The sequence below is a fragment of the Sphaerospermopsis sp. LEGE 00249 genome, assembly GCF_014299995.1.
GTDB classification, from domain to species: domain Bacteria; phylum Cyanobacteriota; class Cyanobacteriia; order Cyanobacteriales; family Nostocaceae; genus Sphaerospermopsis; species Sphaerospermopsis kisseleviana.
On record NZ_JACJUZ010000056.1, the window covers coordinates 1 to 15,383 of the forward strand.

15 protein-coding genes and 2 pseudogenes are annotated in these 15,383 nt (G+C 36.9%); 6 read left to right on the forward strand and 11 right to left on the reverse strand.

The genetic code is table 11. The features are described 5' to 3' along the window. The 4 genes and pseudogenes from H5968_RS17750 to H5968_RS17765 form a co-directional block, all read right to left on the reverse strand. A partial coding sequence (locus H5968_RS17750; RefSeq protein WP_187041036.1) for a PhzF family phenazine biosynthesis protein occupies nucleotides 1-813 on the reverse strand: 813 nt, incomplete at its 3' end. A gap of 78 nt (nucleotides 814-891) precedes the next feature. Further along, complete coding sequence (locus H5968_RS17755; protein ID WP_187041022.1) at nucleotides 892-1,464, reverse strand: Uma2 family endonuclease; 573 nt, start codon at nucleotides 1,462-1,464, stop codon at nucleotides 892-894. Between the two features lie 147 nt (nucleotides 1,465-1,611). Beyond that, nucleotides 1,612-1,944 (reverse strand): XisI protein, encoded by a 333-nt coding sequence (locus H5968_RS17760; protein WP_187041023.1) that lies wholly within the window; start codon nucleotides 1,942-1,944, stop codon nucleotides 1,612-1,614. 17 nt (nucleotides 1,945-1,961) lie between these two features. Further along, nucleotides 1,962-2,057, reverse strand: a pseudogene (locus H5968_RS17765) (element excision factor XisH family protein); the annotation flags it as partial. Between the two features lie 287 nt (nucleotides 2,058-2,344). Here H5968_RS17765 and H5968_RS17770 point away from each other — a divergent pair. Next, nucleotides 2,345-4,405 carry a hypothetical protein gene (locus tag H5968_RS17770; protein ID WP_187041024.1) on the forward strand — a complete coding sequence of 687 codons (2,061 nt, stop codon included), beginning with the start codon at nucleotides 2,345-2,347 and terminating at the stop codon, nucleotides 4,403-4,405. A gap of 93 nt (nucleotides 4,406-4,498) precedes the next feature. Here the strand turns inward: H5968_RS17770 and H5968_RS26160 are convergent, their stop codons facing one another. Further along, nucleotides 4,499-4,639, reverse strand: coding sequence for a type II toxin-antitoxin system HicA family toxin (locus tag H5968_RS26160; RefSeq protein ID WP_370569783.1), 141 nt, complete (start codon nucleotides 4,637-4,639; stop codon nucleotides 4,499-4,501). A gap of 269 nt (nucleotides 4,640-4,908) precedes the next feature. On the opposite strand from H5968_RS26160, the gene trxA reads away from it, so the two are divergent. Next, the gene (trxA, locus tag H5968_RS17775; RefSeq protein ID WP_187041025.1) at nucleotides 4,909-5,226 is read left to right on the forward strand and encodes a thioredoxin; all 318 of its coding nucleotides are present in this window, start codon (nucleotides 4,909-4,911) and stop codon (nucleotides 5,224-5,226) included. A gap of 125 nt (nucleotides 5,227-5,351) precedes the next feature. Here the strand turns inward: trxA and prmA are convergent, their stop codons facing one another. The 4 genes from prmA to H5968_RS17795 all read right to left on the reverse strand — a co-directional run bounded on the left by prmA (nucleotide 5,352) and on the right by H5968_RS17795 (nucleotide 10,424). Next, a complete protein-coding gene (gene prmA, locus H5968_RS17780) occupies nucleotides 5,352-6,272 on the reverse strand; it encodes a 50S ribosomal protein L11 methyltransferase (RefSeq protein ID WP_096569926.1) in 921 nt (306 codons plus the stop codon). A gap of 107 nt (nucleotides 6,273-6,379) precedes the next feature. Then, the gene (serA, locus tag H5968_RS17785; protein ID WP_096569924.1) at nucleotides 6,380-7,960 is read right to left on the reverse strand and encodes a phosphoglycerate dehydrogenase; all 1,581 of its coding nucleotides are present in this window, start codon (nucleotides 7,958-7,960) and stop codon (nucleotides 6,380-6,382) included. Between the two features lie 380 nt (nucleotides 7,961-8,340). Next, nucleotides 8,341-9,114 carry a 3-methyl-2-oxobutanoate hydroxymethyltransferase gene (gene panB / locus H5968_RS17790; protein WP_187041026.1) on the reverse strand — a complete coding sequence of 258 codons (774 nt, stop codon included), beginning with the start codon at nucleotides 9,112-9,114 and terminating at the stop codon, nucleotides 8,341-8,343. Between the two features lie 230 nt (nucleotides 9,115-9,344). Next, nucleotides 9,345-10,424 (reverse strand): two-component regulator propeller domain-containing protein, encoded by a 1,080-nt coding sequence (locus H5968_RS17795; protein ID WP_187041027.1) that lies wholly within the window; start codon nucleotides 10,422-10,424, stop codon nucleotides 9,345-9,347. Between the two features lie 417 nt (nucleotides 10,425-10,841). Between H5968_RS17795 and H5968_RS26165 the strand changes: the two genes are divergently transcribed. Further along, nucleotides 10,842-11,012, forward strand: coding sequence for a DUF4011 domain-containing protein (locus H5968_RS26165; RefSeq protein ID WP_369075542.1), 171 nt, complete (start codon nucleotides 10,842-10,844; stop codon nucleotides 11,010-11,012). A gap of 258 nt (nucleotides 11,013-11,270) precedes the next feature. Here the strand turns inward: H5968_RS26165 and H5968_RS17805 are convergent. Then, a pseudogene (locus tag H5968_RS17805) lies at nucleotides 11,271-11,429 on the reverse strand (IS4 family transposase); the annotation flags it as partial. 793 nt (nucleotides 11,430-12,222) lie between these two features. Between H5968_RS17805 and H5968_RS17810 the strand changes: the two are divergent. The 3 genes from H5968_RS17810 to H5968_RS17820 all read left to right on the forward strand — a co-directional run bounded on the left by H5968_RS17810 (nucleotide 12,223) and on the right by H5968_RS17820 (nucleotide 14,534). Further along, nucleotides 12,223-13,653, forward strand: coding sequence for a form I ribulose bisphosphate carboxylase large subunit (locus H5968_RS17810; protein WP_096569915.1), 1,431 nt, complete (start codon nucleotides 12,223-12,225; stop codon nucleotides 13,651-13,653). Between the two features lie 84 nt (nucleotides 13,654-13,737). Then, nucleotides 13,738-14,145 (forward strand): chaperonin family protein RbcX, encoded by a 408-nt coding sequence (locus H5968_RS17815; protein ID WP_096569912.1) that lies wholly within the window; start codon nucleotides 13,738-13,740, stop codon nucleotides 14,143-14,145. Nucleotides 14,146-14,204: 59 nt separating this feature from the next. Next, nucleotides 14,205-14,534, forward strand: coding sequence for a ribulose bisphosphate carboxylase small subunit (locus H5968_RS17820; RefSeq protein ID WP_187041028.1), 330 nt, complete (start codon nucleotides 14,205-14,207; stop codon nucleotides 14,532-14,534). Nucleotides 14,535-14,865: 331 nt separating this feature from the next. Here H5968_RS17820 and H5968_RS17825 read toward each other — a convergent pair whose 3' ends face one another. Continuing rightward, a complete protein-coding gene (locus H5968_RS17825) occupies nucleotides 14,866-15,075 on the reverse strand; it encodes a molybdopterin-binding protein (protein ID WP_096572746.1) in 210 nt (69 codons plus the stop codon). Nucleotides 15,076-15,383 lie beyond the last annotated feature (308 nt).

The following is a 15,383-nucleotide window of genomic DNA, read 5'->3' on the forward strand; positions in this document are numbered from 1 at the left end:
GTCCCCAGTCCCCAGTCCCCAGTCACCCAATAACTCACCACGCATTACAGTTATAGCTTGTCCTGCTAAAAAAACGCGATTTTCACCAGGATAATAAACTTTTACTACTCCACCACGACGAGAAGCTTGATAAGCTAAAAACTCATCTTTTTTTAACCTTTCACGCCAAAATGGTGCTAAACAACAATGTGCAGCACCAGTCACCGGATCTTCATCGATACCCAAACCAGGAGCAAAAAACCGCGATACAAAATCATATTCTCCATCACCAATACTGGTAACAATTACATTAGCAACGGGTAATTTTTTCATCTGTTGAAAATTCGGCTGCATTTCCCGCACTAATTCCGCAGATGCAACTTCTACTAAATAACCTAGAGAATTGAGGTAAACTGATTTATAATCTATTCCTAAAACTTCATTTAATGCTGATGGTGGTTCTGTGGTTTGGGAATAATTTACAGGAAAATCTAACTCAATCCAATTATCTTTTTTCTGAGCAATTAATAAGCCACTTTTGGTATAGAAACGGGCTTCTTGTTCTGGTGATAAATGACCTTCTGACCATAATACATGGGCGCTGGCTAAAGTGGCATGACCACAAAGGGGAACTTCTACCGATGGGGTAAACCAACGCAGATTAAAACCGTCATTTTCTCTGATCAAAAAAGCCGTTTCTGATAAATTCATTTCTTGGGCGACTTTTTGCATCCAGTCGTCAGGTTGGGGAATTGCTAATACACAAACTGCGGCGGGGTTGCCTGTAAATAGTGTATTGGTGAAAGCATCAACTTGGGTAATTTTTTGGGTAATTTTTTTGGTCATGTTTTGGGTGATAATGAGATTATTTGCATAATATCATTGATTGATGGTTACAGCAGAAATTGAAGCTTATCGACTAGGAAAATTAACATCTTCATAAACATCGGTTAAAAGACAGTTAAAATTTACGCTTGTTAACTCCAATTGTTGATTACCTCTATAAATATAAAGTTCCCATCTTCCTTGATTATTGCGACGAAAACAATCAACTCTTTGACGATTTTGGCTCACTAAAACATATTCTTGTAATGTTTCTAATTCTTGATAGTCAATGAATTTATCACCTCTATCAAAGGCTTCAGTTGCAGGTGATAAAACTTCAATAATTAAACTTGGATAGCGTTTAAAATATTCAAAATCTGTATCTCTTAGATCGCAAGTTACCATGAGATCAGAATAATAGAAAATATCCAGAGTTTCAATTCTTGCTTTCATATCAGCAACATAAAGACGGCATCCTGTACCGCGAATATGATTTCTTAAAAGAGCAACTAAATTAGTAGTGATTGTCACGTGGGCATCACTAGCACCTGCCATTGCGTAAATTTGCCCTTGAATATATTCATGTTTAATAGGACTGGATTTTTCAGCTTCTAAGTATTCTTCTGGGGATAAATATTGGTGAGATTGGGCAAGAGTCATATATTTTATGGTTAATAATAGATGAGTTTTTAGGTGTGTTTATAGTATAGCAAATTTTGAGGTATAGCAAATTTTGAGATTTTTTTATTTCACGCAAAGACGCAGAGACGCAAAGGAAGAACGCAAAACAGAAAATGAATAAAAAATCTAAACCGATGCAAAACCAGTAAACTGTCTAACATAAGGTGATCTAAATCCTAAAACTATATCAGTTTTCGGTACACCTAACTCTACTAACTGTTGAGCAATTCCTTCTTCTGTAAAATCTCTTTCAATCCAAATTTTACCATCTTTAATCTTAATATGAATGGGACAACCATAAATTCTATTTTCATCCTTCCAGCCTGTATACAACAATAAATAAATATCCCGTTCTGTATCAAACACAATTTCTGTATTTTTTAAATCTTCCTCTGCTTGGTCTTTTGCATATTTAGAGATAATATCTTTTACTATCTCCCGATAATTTAAGGTTTCCATAATACGATTTCCTCCTTTGTTAGACGTAAATATAACGGATCATCAGTAATTAACCAACTATCCTTTTCTAAGGCTATTTTAACAGTATTGTGAAATATATCTTTTGCTGACATAAAAAGTTAAAGTGATATTTTTTATTAAATTATACCTGAATTTTTAAGTAATGCCTCTATATTATATTCGTAGTTTGGGTTAAACAAAGTGCAACCCAACGCAATAACATTATAAAGATGTTGGGTTTCGTTCCTCAACCCAACTTACATACTTGTATAATAAAAATTAATATGATAAGCATTTGTCCTGATAGTAAATATTTTAGTTTCGTTATAATATTAACTGAGTTGTTATATATCTTTACCAATACAACTTTACCTAATTAGTTACTGAAAGGGGTATTTGTATGATTACCATTACTATCTTGATAGGTATTATCTTAATTTTGAGTTATCTTTTATTTAAAGAACATAATCAACCACAATTAAAGATTGCTACACAAGATTTTCAGAATGTGGCTAAATATAATTTAATCACTAAAGTTTTTTTAGATGTATTTTCTCAATCTCAGCAGTTGAATACAAAAGTTGAGATATTGACTAATGACAATAAATCTTTAAAACAAGAGATTCAAAAGCTAGAACAACAAATTAATACTTTGCTTCAGGAATATCAAACAACTTTAGAGTTAAATAATAAGTTACAGATACAAAATACTATTTTTACACAAAGAAATCTAGATTTAGAAACTAACCAAAAATCCTTTATTCAAAAGTTGGGTGGTATTGTTTATAAGGAGAATTTAGAAGATAAAACATGGGATTTAGTTCTAGATAAAGTTCAGGTGTTAATGAATGAACGCAATGAAACTGTAATAAAACTTCAAGCGATTAACCAAGATTTTGAAGTTATTAAACAGACGAATGAGATTCTTCTTAAAGAAAAGAATACTTTTAATCAATCTCTGGAAGTTCTCAAGTCTATCATCGCTACAAAAGAAAATGAGATTAATTCATTAACACCAAAGTTGAGGGGTTTAGAATTTAGATGTGAAGAGTTAGTTAAAGATTTACAGTCTAGAACTGATAATAATATTGAGTTGGAAAAAATCAAAAATGATTTAAAAAATCTGCAAGATGTGATAATTCACAAGGATAATTTAATTCACAGTTTGGAAATAGAAAAGAGTGAGAATTTACAAAAGATATCTTTATTAGAAGCAAGTGTTATTACTGAAAAATCTACTTGTGAATTACTGACACAAGAGAAATTGAGTTTGAATAGTCGTGTGCAACAATTAGAAGACGAAATTAGAGGTTTAAATAATAAACCTATAGATATTAATATAGAAAGGTTAGAATCTCAGATTGCTCAAAAAGATAATGAGATTAAGAAGTTAGAAGATGAGAAAAATCAAAATATTCAAAAAGTAAAGCAGTTGGAAATAAGCGTTACTGAAAAAGAATTAGAGTTAAAAACAACTATAGAAGATAGTAATAATCGTATTCAAGAATTAGAAGAGGAAAGAGATTCTTTAACTGCTGATTTAAGAGATATTGAAAGAAAATTAAGAGGTGTTGCAAGTGAATTAAGTGTATTTAAAGGTGGTAATATTAGTGGTTTGACTGAGGAATTACAAAAACAGATTGCTCAAAAAGATGCTGTGATCAAAAAATTGGAATTTGAAAAATCTGAAATCCTTGAACGTCTCAATATATTAGCGGAAAGTTTTGATGAATTAACAGAAGATTTTAATGAATTAACAGATAATTTCAATGAATTAACAAGGAATTTTAATCAGAAAGAATACCAACTAGAAGTAGTTACAATAGAGAAAATTGATCTGGATAATCGTGTTAAAGAGTTGGAAGCTGATGTTAAAGCATTGGAAGGAGAACAGTCTTTGTTAATTCAGAAGTTAAGAGATAAAAAATCAAAAATTAGTGAATTACAGCAGGATCTTTCATTAATGTCTCAGTATGCAGATGATCTAGAACAATATGCGGAAGATTTAGAACAGTATTATTTAGAAGAGTTAGAAACTTATTCAGATAGTTCTAATATAAACGAATTAGAGGAGTTGCAAAAACAAATTGATGAGAAAGATGATGATATTAGAAAATTGACATCTCACATAAATCTTATTTTGGAAGATGAGTATTTAAAGGATTTACAACAAGAAATTAGTGAAAAAGATGCTTGTATTAGGAATTTAAAATCTCATATAAGTCTTCTTTTGGAAAATCAGTCTTTAAACGAGTTAGAACAGCATCTTAATAATATATATGATTATTTTTATGAGGAATATATCTATATTTACACAACTCCGTTAAGGTCAGAAATTTTTATAGGTATGGATATTGATACTATGAATTTTTTCAGACATCGTTTGTACGAAGAACAACGCAAAGTCAAACATCTTCTCGGTATGACAAGAAAAATAAATACTTTGATGAGGTACAGATAGGTTATGTCCTTAAATCCTAAACCACAGCAAACTCAGTCAAATATTTCACATAATGATGACAATTAATTTATGATTCATCAGCTAATAATTCTGTTAGAATTTCTTCTGTAAGTCCTTTAGCTTGAGCTTGCGATTTTGTAAGTTAATAAGTTCTGGGATAGTTGGATGAGTAAAAATGTGATGACTAGCGTTGATACGTGATAAAGAAAAACCAAAGGCTTCAACTAAAGTCACTAAATCCTCAAATTGAAGATTTCTAGGTTTTGTCTCCCTTGCTCACTTTGAGGGTTTTTTCTTTTTCCCCTACTTATTGAGCCGATACGATTTGATCACCACAAAAAAAGAAAATGTTTAAATTTAGAAACAATACTTAATAAATTTATTGAGAACATCAACCAATATCAAGAAACCGCAAAATTTCTCAAGAAAAAATAAAATTCCACCGATTCTAATTTCTAAGAACTACCATTAAAACAAACAATCAAAAATTGGTGTGTGCCATCATGACAACTAAAAAGCAATTTAACAGCTTTGAAGAAATGCTCTCTGGTTCTGATGTACCAGTGTTAGTAGACTTTTACGCTGAATGGTGTGGTCCTTGTCAGATGATGGGACCGATTTTAGAACAAGTGAATCTGCAATTAAAAGACCGTTTACGAATTGTCAAAATTGACACTGAGAAATACACTCAATTAGCTAGTCAATATCAAATTGCAGCTTTACCAACCTTGGTATTATTTAAGAATGGTCAACCTGTAGATAGAATTGAAGGTGTACTGCAAGCACCACAATTAATTCAACATCTGCAAACACTGGTTTAATTTGGTGATTGGTGATTGGTGATTGGTAATGGGTAATGGGTAATGGGTTATTAATCTTCCCAGTCCCCAGTCCCCAGCGATGCACTGAGCTTGTCGAAGTGTCCCCAGTCCCCAGTCACCAGTTTTTAAGAACGTCTGGCATTTAAACAACACCATTCTTTGCGTTTCCACAGGGTAGCCACAACCCAACCATTTTGTTCTAAAACATCAGCCACAGCTTTAGATTGTTCTAATAAAATACCACTAAAAATACCCCAGGTACTTGGTTTAATAATAGCTGCCATTTCTGGAATTAACTCAATAATGACATCAGCCAAAATATTACAAACAATACCATCAACTGGCTGATCAATTATTTTTGTCAAAACGTCCACACTACCCAAGGCTGGGATCAAGCGTTCTGAATTAATATCATTAAGGGTGCGATTGCTCAAAGTTGATTTTACCGCCAAAGGATCATTATCAACTGCATAAACTTTTTTTGCCCCCAGGAGTATAGCACCTACAGAAAGGATACCCGAACCGCAGCCAATATCCGCAATTACTAGGGAATCTTTTTTATTCTCTGTACCTATAAAAGAATCAGGAATTGCACTTAGGCGCATTTCCAGAGATTCTAGACATAGTTGAGTTGTGGCGTGATTACCTGTACCAAAAGCAACACCAGGATCAAGACGAATCACCAACCGTTCTGATGATGCAGGTAATGGTAGCCATGCGGGGTTGATCAAGAAGCGATCGCCAATATCTTGAGGTTGCCAATACTGTTTCCAACTACTAGACCAGTCTTCCTCATCAATCAAATTCCAGTGTAACAGCGGAGAAGGCAACCCGATACACAAAGCATCTTGACGCAACCATAAAGATAACGCCGATAAATCTAATAATTGTGCTTGAAAGCTAGGCAAATAAGCCTTTAATAGCGATGAATTTCCTTTGCTTTCAATAGCAGTACCACGACAGCCAAAAGTTTCCAGTCGCCAAAAGATAGAATCTTCTAGGTCTGGTTCACATAAAATTTTCAGTTCCCACCAAGTATTTGCCATAGAATTTTAAATTACTAGAACAGGGAACAGGTAACGGGGAACAGGGAACAGGGAACAGGGAATAAAGAATATAACTGTCACCTGTCACCTGTCACCTGTCACCTGTTTTAAAGTGTTACTGTATAAGCATCGCGAATACCAGATACTTGTTTAATTTCATCCAAGATGCCATCTGGTAAAGGATCATCAATACTTAAAGCCATGACTGCATCACCACGGACGATTTTCCTTCCTACCTGCATACTGGCAATGTTAACGTTAAAACTGCCCAGTAAAGAACCGAGTTTACCGATAATTCCTGGCATATCCCGGTGTAAGGTGAACAGCATATATTTGCTAGGTGGCACATTAATGGGGAAACCATCCACATCAGTTAAGTGAATTTCCTTATCACCCAACAAAGCACCTGTGACAGAGTGAGTACCTAAAGTACCTGTAGCTTCCAAATGTAGCGAACCTGCATAGTCTCTTGCTGAAGCATCCCTGGTTTCAATTACCCGAATACCTCTTTCTTTGGCTTCTATGCTGGCATTGACATAATTTACCCGTTCCCGCAAAGCTTGGTAAAGCAACCCTTTCAGCGCCGCTACTACTAAAGGCTGACTCTTATTAGTAGCCAGATCCCCTTGTAGTTTAACATTCAGTGTTTCCACCCTGCCACCTGCCAGTTGTCCTACCAAGTTACCCAAGGTTTCCGCTAACTGCATATACGGCTTGAGTTCTTCCAAGATATCGGGTCCGAGTCCAGGAATATTTACCGCAGAACGGGCTGGTAGTCCTAACAACACATCGCGGATTTGTTCTGCCACGTCTATGGCTACGTTTACTTGGGCTTCGGCAGTAGATGCACCTAAATGGGGTGTGAGAATTACATCTTTACTCAGCGATCGCAACTCAGATTCTCCCAAAGGTTCAGAGTCGAATACATCTAAAGCTGCACCTGCAATTTTACCTTCTTTAATCGCCCCTGCTAATGCTGCCTCATCAATAATTCCCCCCCTAGCACAGTTAATAATTCTGGTGGTGGGTTTCATCTTCGCCAAAGTTTTAGCGTTGATTAAATTGGCAGTTTCTGGAGTTTTGGGAATGTGTAAAGTGATATAGTCTGCTTGTTGGAATAATAAATCTAATTCCACCAACTGACAACCAATTTGTTCTGCTCTTTCTGTAGAAATAAAGGGATCATAAGCTAATAACTTCATCCCCATTGCCTTAGCTACATGAGCAACATGAGAACCGATTTTTCCTAACCCCACAATACCCAGGGTTTTCTTATAGACTTCCGCACCGACAAAAGTTTTTCTGTCCCATTCTCCCCTTTTTACAGAAGCATTAGCATCGGGGATATGACGAGATAAAGATAACATCATTGCTAATGCGTGTTCGGCAGCCGCAATGGTATTTCCTTCTGGGGAATTAACGACTACAATACCTTTACGGGTAGCCGCAGGAACATCCACATTATCCACACCCACACCAGCACGGCCAATAATTTTTAATTGGGTACTGGCTTCAATAATTTCTTGAGTAACGCGAGTTCCAGAACGAATCATCAGCGCGTCATACTCACCAATAATTTCTATTAGTTCTGCTGGTTTTAGATTTGTTTTGACATCAACTGTAGCAACTTGGCAAAGAATGTCAATACCAGCTTGGTCAATGGGATCGGAAACAAGAACCTTAGACATGATTACTTCATTTACAATTATAGGTTTTCCGCAAGCATTTAGCTATTAGCGGTCAGCAGTCAGGTTTTTAACAGTTACGTCCAAAATCATATATTTGATAATCTACTGTTTGATAAAACATTCTGACTCCTGACTCCTGACTGCTTACGAATTTGCTGTACAAGATTTTTAAGTTTAGTCCTTATCCGCAACAATTCAGCAAAAATTATGTGTTTCTATAACAAACTAGCAGCCTTACGTACTCTATAGTAATGGAATTACTCAGATGTACCTAAATGACATTGGTGATTGGTGATTGGTGACTGGTGATTGGGTAAAATTAAATTAATGACCAATGACTAATAACTAATAACTAATAACTAATGACCAATCACCAATAACTAATTAGGAAATTGGCCACCGCGCACTTCTAAGGCGTAACTTTGGACTGCGTTGGTAATTTGTTCTCGTAAGTTTGTATAAACTTTTGCAAAAGGTGGCTGTTTTTCTGAAAGCCCCAAAACATCAGAAGTCACCAATACTTGACCATCACAATCAACACCCGCACCGATGCCGATGGTAGGAACACGTACTTTTTGAGTAATTTCTAATGCTAAATTGGCGGGGATATGTTCTAAGACTAGAGAGAATACACCAGCTTGTTCTAGAGCGATCGCCTCATTTAAAATGCGCTCTCCTGCGGTCTGAGTTTTGCCCTGTTGTCGCAAACCGAGTTGATGTACTGATTGCGGTGTTAAACCCACATGACCCATGACAGGAATACCAGCTTGTACCAACCGGGCTACAGTTTCGACCATTGCCGGATAGCCACCTTCTAATTTTACCGCCTGTGCGCCAGTTTCTTTCAGTATTCTGCCAGCAGAGTGCATCGCTTGGGAAACACTTTCTTGATAAGTTAAGAATGGTAAATCTACCACCACCAAAGCCCGTTTTACACCACGACGCACAGCTTTAGCATGATGGATCATTTCTTCTAACGTAACTGGCAGAGTGGTTTGATATCCCAGCATAACTGCCAGAGAATCACCCACCAAGATTAAATCTACACCAGCTGTATCTAACAGTTGAGCGATCGCATAATCCCAAGCAGTCAAAGCGACAATTGCCCGTCCTTGCTGTTTCCATTGTATTAATTGCTGGGTAGTAATTGGCATAATCAGGAGTTCAGGAGTTCAAGGAGTTCATTCAGGAGGCAGGAGGCAGAGGGCAGAGGGCAGAGGGCAGAGGGCAGAGGGCAGAGGGCAGGAGGTAGGGGAGGTAGGAGTTATTTATTTTGGATTTTGGATTTTGGATTGTTTTTGTTAACTCCAATCTAAAATCTAAAATCTAAAATCTAAAATCTAAAATCTAAAATCTAAAATTTTTTTTCCCCAGTCCCCAGTTCTTACTTCACACTCCGCCCAAAACCAAAATGAGGCCGTGCTTTATCCATTGTAGGCATTAACCACGCTAACCCCTCGCTGGTTCCCACCCATAACTTGTTACCCACATCAGGGGCAAGAGTCAACACCCGACTGGAAGGCAGTCCCGCTACTTGATCTAATAAAGCTCCTGTATCTGGATTTAATCGTAACAAACCGTTGTTGGTTCCCACCCACACACTACCATCTTCAGCAAAATGAACTGAAGTGACATTTTTGCCGCGCAGAGGAGTTACAGACCTTAACACAATCCCATTTTTGGGGTTTATTACCAATAATTGATTTGGCATTCCCGCCCAAATTAACCCTTCAGGACTGATAGCTAAAGTTTGTACTGTCGCCCCTGGTAAATTATTTATCCTCTTCATTATCAAAGCACTGCCAGTATTTACCCTGACCAGTCCATCTAAAGTTCCCACCCACAACTGACCATCTGCATCTAAGGTCATGGCGTTAGCACTCACACCCGGTAGATTTTTTAAAGTTGTCATAATTAAGCCTTGGTCGGGACTAACCAAAGCTAAACCTGCATCTGTACCAGCCCACAAATAACCACGTTTATCAACCAACAAAGATAATACCCGTTTGGAAGGTAGTAATAAATTTTGTGCTGTAATTTCATTAGTCTGGGGGTCAACTCGCGTTAAACCTTCATAGTTACCGACCCACAACCGACCTACTTTATCTTCAGCTAAGGCAGTAATAGTCACATTTGGTAAACTAACACGGGCAATAATATTACCTGTATTCGGGTCAATGCGTGATAAACCCCGCCAAGAACCAACCCACAAATTACCAGAAAAATCCTTTAATAAGTTACTGATCCGATAATCTGTTTCTGTTTCTCTCTCCAGGACATCCCGTTCATCGGGTAAAGGGTCTACTCTTTTTGGTGGGGGTGCAACTGGGTAAGTAGTTGCATTATTGGGTTTTAGATCAGGGTTATTTTGTCCTAGTGCAGAATTTTCTAACCAGGGTACAGATATTAACCCCAAAAGCGCGGATATTATCAATAAAAGAGTATGTTTGTAAAATATGGCCACGGTTATATTCCTTTCTAGTTAATTTTACTAATGTCTTATGGCTGTATTCTTACCATATTTTTCCATTAATTGGTTATAATGTAGCAAACTTGAAAAGTCAGTATTTAGAAGACAGAATACATAATTGATAAGTATTCAGCAGTCAGCAGTCAGCTATCAGCTTTCAAGATTGAAATACAAAGAAAGTTTAAAAATAAAGGGTTTCAAGTTACGCATAGTTCATTTTCGGAGATATCTAAATAGACCCAGTATACCCCTAGCGCGTTTTGGGTACATATGTATATAATTGGTAATATTTTTCATCTTCGGTAGAACCACGGTATATTTTCCATTTACCGTTCTACCATTTTTTCGTTATATATTTCGGACAGGTCTAAAGACTATACTGAAATAAATAAAGAGATAAATACAGAAGTTATCAAGAAAATACAAACTATTTATAAACGCAGCATTAGCAATTTAGAAGAAAGAGGTTTAAGAACTTTATTTTTAGCTTATGGAATGGTCACTTGGACAGCAAATGATGGTGGTAGAAATCTTCAAGCACCTTTAGTTCTTATTCCTATATCAATTCAAACAAAGGGGTAAGTAAATTAATCCGATCTGGAGAAGCACAAATTAACCCTGTATTACTCTATTTTTTGGAAAAAGAATATGGTTATCAAATTACTTCAGAGTAATTATTAAATGTAAATGGTGATTCTGATATTCCAGAAAATGAAATACCAGATTTACAAAATATTGCTGATAAATCAGAAATGTTGAATCCTGTTACAGAACTTTACATATTTAGATATGGTAGTCCTATTAAGGGTAAAAATGTCAACATTTCATAATATCTTCCATCTAATGAACATAACTGATTTGTGAACACATACAAGCTTGAAGATAGCGGAATTTATCTAACATTTTTTCACCCCATTCTTTAGGAACATATACAAGTTGTCAAATTAGATAAGCGATGAGACTGGCATAAATTTGTATGCCAATACCATTAACATTTTTGGCTTAATTGTTTATTCAAACATCATAAATATGAACCCCAAGATCATCAAATAACTGAGTACAGTTAAATGCTTTCGGTATAAAGATTGAATATTATACTCAGTAAATACATTGTATCTGTTTGTCAGCAGTGCAGTTTAGATGACTTGTGATACACTGATATGTACACAGTTGTAAAGCAATCTTAACAAAAAGTTAAAATTTTTCTTATATAAGAAATTTAAATATAAAAGTTAAAAACTTTCAAAGAATAACTTATCCAAATCTTGATATATTGTGAGTCAAGTTACAAATTGCGTCGTGTGCAATTTTTTATCCTGCGCTCACCCTTGAGCTAAACCACAGTTAACAAAGTTTCCTCCATATCTTTTTCTCCTATCAGGGCAAGATATCAGGAAAGGAAAAACGGGAATGAAAGCTATATAGCCCAAAAACCCGAATTATTCCGATTTTGAGGGGATAACTTTCAAGAATGCCTGTAAAGTTCCGAAGTTTCCCTAAAACTAATCAGGTTTAGTAGGGTTAGCATAAGAGATAGAAAATGCTTTGTGTGCGGGTAAAGAAAAATTAAAAGCGTGTCACAGTACGCCTACATATAAAAGAAGATATGCGGTAAACTACAACCGCTGCCAGCTTTTTGTAGCACTAATAACGCTATATCCGCCCACCTCCGTGTCTTCTATATAAGTTTTTCTTATAGTTATCATGAGAAAACGAGAAAGAAAAAGGGCGATAAGAAGTTGCACATAACGTGATTTGATAGTAATAAAGAGTGACTTCTTGGAAGGAAAATATGTCTTACGCGCAAACTTCGACTCAGAGCAAATCTGGGTATCAAGCTGGGGTAAAAGATTACAGACTTACTTATTACACACCTGATTACACACCTAAAGATACAGACCTTTTAGCAGCATTTCGGATGACCCCCCAACCCGGAGTTCCTCCTGAAGAAGCTGGTGCGGCTGTAGCTGCTGAGTCCTCTACTGGTACTTGGACAACAGTATGGACAGACTTGTTAACCGACCTAGATCGTTACAAAGGTCGTTGTTATGATATCGAACCAGTTCCTGGTGAAGATAACCAATATATTGCTTACGTAGCTTATCCTTTAGACTTATTTGAAGAAGGTTCTGTAACCAATATGTTGACCTCTATTGTAGGTAACGTATTTGGTTTCAAAGCTTTACGTGCATTGCGTTTAGAAGACTTACGCATCCCCGTAGCTTACTTGAAAACCTTCCAAGGACCTCCACACGGTATTCAAGTTGAGCGCGACAAATTGAACAAGTATGGTCGTCCTTTGTTGGGTTGTACAATTAAGCCCAAATTAGGTCTATCTGCTAAGAACTACGGACGTGCAGTATACGAATGTTTGCGTGGTGGTTTGGACTTCACCAAAGACGACGAAAACATCAACTCTGCTCCTTTCCAACGTTGGAGAGACCGTTTCTTGTTTGTAGCAGAAGCGATCAAAAAAGCACAAGCAGAAACCGGCGAAATCAAAGGTCACTACTTAAACGTAACCGCGCCTACCTGCGAAGAAATGCTCAAGCGTGCTGAGTTCGCTAAAGAACTCGAAATGCCCATCATCATGCACGACTACTTGACCGCAGGTTTCACCGCTAACACCACCTTGGCTCGTTGGTGTCGTGATAACGGTCTGTTGTTGCACATCCACCGCGCGATGCACGCTGTAATTGACCGTCAAAAGAACCACGGTATCCACTTCCGTGTATTAGCTAAAACCCTGCGGATGTCCGGTGGTGACCACATCCACACTGGTACTGTTGTGGGTAAATTGGAAGGTGAACGCGGCATCACAATGGGCTTCGTTGACTTGCTACGTGAAAACTATGTTGAGCAAGACAAGTCTCGTGGTATCTACTTTACCCAAGATTGGGCTTCTATGCCTGGTGTAATGGCAGTTGCTTCCGGTGGTATCCACGTATGGCATATGCCCGCATTGGTTGAAATCTTCGGTGATGACTCTGTATTACAATTTGGTGGTGGTACACTTGGTCACCCCTGGGGTAACGCTCCTGGTGCAACCGCTAACCGCGTAGCATTAGAAGCTTGTATCCAAGCCCGTAACGAAGGACGCAACTTGGCTCGTGAAGGTAACGACATTATCCGCGAAGCTGCTAAGTGGTCTCCTGAACTAGCTGTTGCTTGCGAACTGTGGAAAGAAATCAAGTTCGAGTTTGAAGCAATGGATACCGTCTGATGATTTAGGATTTGCGATTTTGGACTATTAGAGCAATTTAAAATCCAAAATCCAAAATCTAAAATCTATGGGGCTGGGTCAAGCATGAATCTCAAGCAAATTGCAAAAGACACAGCCAAAACTCTCCAAAGTTATCTGACTTATCAGGCACTTATGACTGTTTTGGCGCAGCTAGGCGAAACTAATCCTCCTCTAGCACATTGGTTGCAAAACTTTTCTGCCGGGAAAATTCAAGACGGAGAAGCATACATAGAGGAACTGTTTCTAGTAAAGTCAGATTTGGCTTTGCGGATAATGACTGTCCGGGAACACATAGCAGAGGAAGTAACCGATTTCTTACCGGAAATGGTGCGTACTGGCATTCAGGAAGCCAATATGAAACAGCGTCGCCAGCATCTCGAACGCATCACGCAACTAGATTTATCAAGTCCCAGCCCAAAAACAGAACAGCAGAAAATCTCAGATCCTGATTTAGATAATTTATCTGATTAGGATAGGCTTAAGTGCCAAAAACCAAATAGTAAAAAATAGCCACTTAACTAACAACAGCTATGCAAACTTTACCAAAAGAGCGTCGTTACGAAACCCTTTCCTATCTTCCTCCTCTGTCTGACGCGCAAATTGAAAAGCAAGTTCAGTACATTTTAAGTCAAGGTTATATCCCAGCAGTTGAGTTTAACGAAACTTCTGAACCTACCGAACTTTTCTGGACAATGTGGAAGTTACCTTTGTTTGGTGCTAAAACCACCCGTGAAGTATTGAGCGAAGTTCAAGCTTGTCGTTCTCAGTATGGTAACTGCTATGTTCGTGTTGTTGGTTTTGACAACATCAAACAGTGCCAAGTTTTAAGCTTCATCGTTCACAAACCCAGCAGATACTAAAATCTGATTCGGTTTAATGTTTCAATAATTTATACATACCCTGGTGAGAGGTAGAGTTTTCTATCTCTCTTTTTTTTGTATCGCTCACACGGTTGTGAACACAGATGCAATGATGAGTTGTATTGAAAGTTCATGTTGACTTTTACCAACTTTAATGGTAAATTAAGCAAAACAATTTATGTTTTAATTGTGGTCAAATCTACCTATAAAACTTATTTAAATACATAAAATTCAGACAAATGTAAACTAATTTTGGGTAAGTAAAGTACCCACCCAAAATTTTTGAATAATTGATTTTTTAGAAATTAATCAAGACTAAAAATTTACTATTTTAGTCAGTGGCAATGATCACATCAGTGGCTTTAATTACAGCATAAACCTGACTACCTTCTTGAATTTTTAGGTTGTCAGCCGAAGTTTTAGTAATGATTGAAGTTACTTCAACTCCAGGAGCTATTTCTATTATTACTTCAGAATTAACCAACCCAGGTAAAACTTTTTTGACAGTGCCTTTGAGTGCATTACGGGCGCTAACTTGCATATTTTTATCTTCCTGATTATTGTTTATAATCAAACCAATAGTTATCATTATCTCGTTTAATTTTCGATTATAATTATACTTAATATATTTTTAATTTTTTCATGAATTAAAAAATATTTGGTCTTATTTAATTCATCTTATTAAATTTAGGACTTACCCATAAGTCACGGAAGAATGAACCACGTTCGCGAAGCGTGCCGAAGGCATAGGAGCGAAGGACACTAAGGAAAGAGGGTTGGAGAGATATTTTGCGTAAGTCCTGAAATTGATGGCTAATATATCACAACATTTTGCCAATTTGCTGGCTA

Excerpts from the sequence above, each read along its gene's own strand:
- H5968_RS17755 (WP_187041022.1), bottom strand. The coding sequence starts at position 1,464 with ATGACTCTTGCCCAATCTCACCAATATTTATCCCCAGAAGAATACTTA.
- H5968_RS17760 (WP_187041023.1), bottom strand. The coding sequence starts at position 1,944 with ATGGAAACCTTAAATTATCGGGAGATAGTAAAAGATATTATCTCTAAA.
- H5968_RS17770 (WP_187041024.1), top strand. The coding sequence starts at position 2,345 with ATGATTACCATTACTATCTTGATAGGTATTATCTTAATTTTGAGTTAT.
- trxA (WP_187041025.1), top strand. The coding sequence starts at position 4,909 with ATGACAACTAAAAAGCAATTTAACAGCTTTGAAGAAATGCTCTCTGGT.
- prmA (WP_096569926.1), bottom strand. The coding sequence starts at position 6,272 with ATGGCAAATACTTGGTGGGAACTGAAAATTTTATGTGAACCAGACCTA.
- serA (WP_096569924.1), bottom strand. The coding sequence starts at position 7,960 with ATGTCTAAGGTTCTTGTTTCCGATCCCATTGACCAAGCTGGTATTGAC.
- panB (WP_187041026.1), bottom strand. The coding sequence starts at position 9,114 with ATGCCAATTACTACCCAGCAATTAATACAATGGAAACAGCAAGGACGG.
- H5968_RS17810 (WP_096569915.1), top strand. The coding sequence starts at position 12,223 with ATGTCTTACGCGCAAACTTCGACTCAGAGCAAATCTGGGTATCAAGCT.
- H5968_RS17815 (WP_096569912.1), top strand. The coding sequence starts at position 13,738 with ATGAATCTCAAGCAAATTGCAAAAGACACAGCCAAAACTCTCCAAAGT.
- H5968_RS17820 (WP_187041028.1), top strand. The coding sequence starts at position 14,205 with ATGCAAACTTTACCAAAAGAGCGTCGTTACGAAACCCTTTCCTATCTT.
- H5968_RS17825 (WP_096572746.1), bottom strand. The coding sequence starts at position 15,075 with ATGCAAGTTAGCGCCCGTAATGCACTCAAAGGCACTGTCAAAAAAGTT.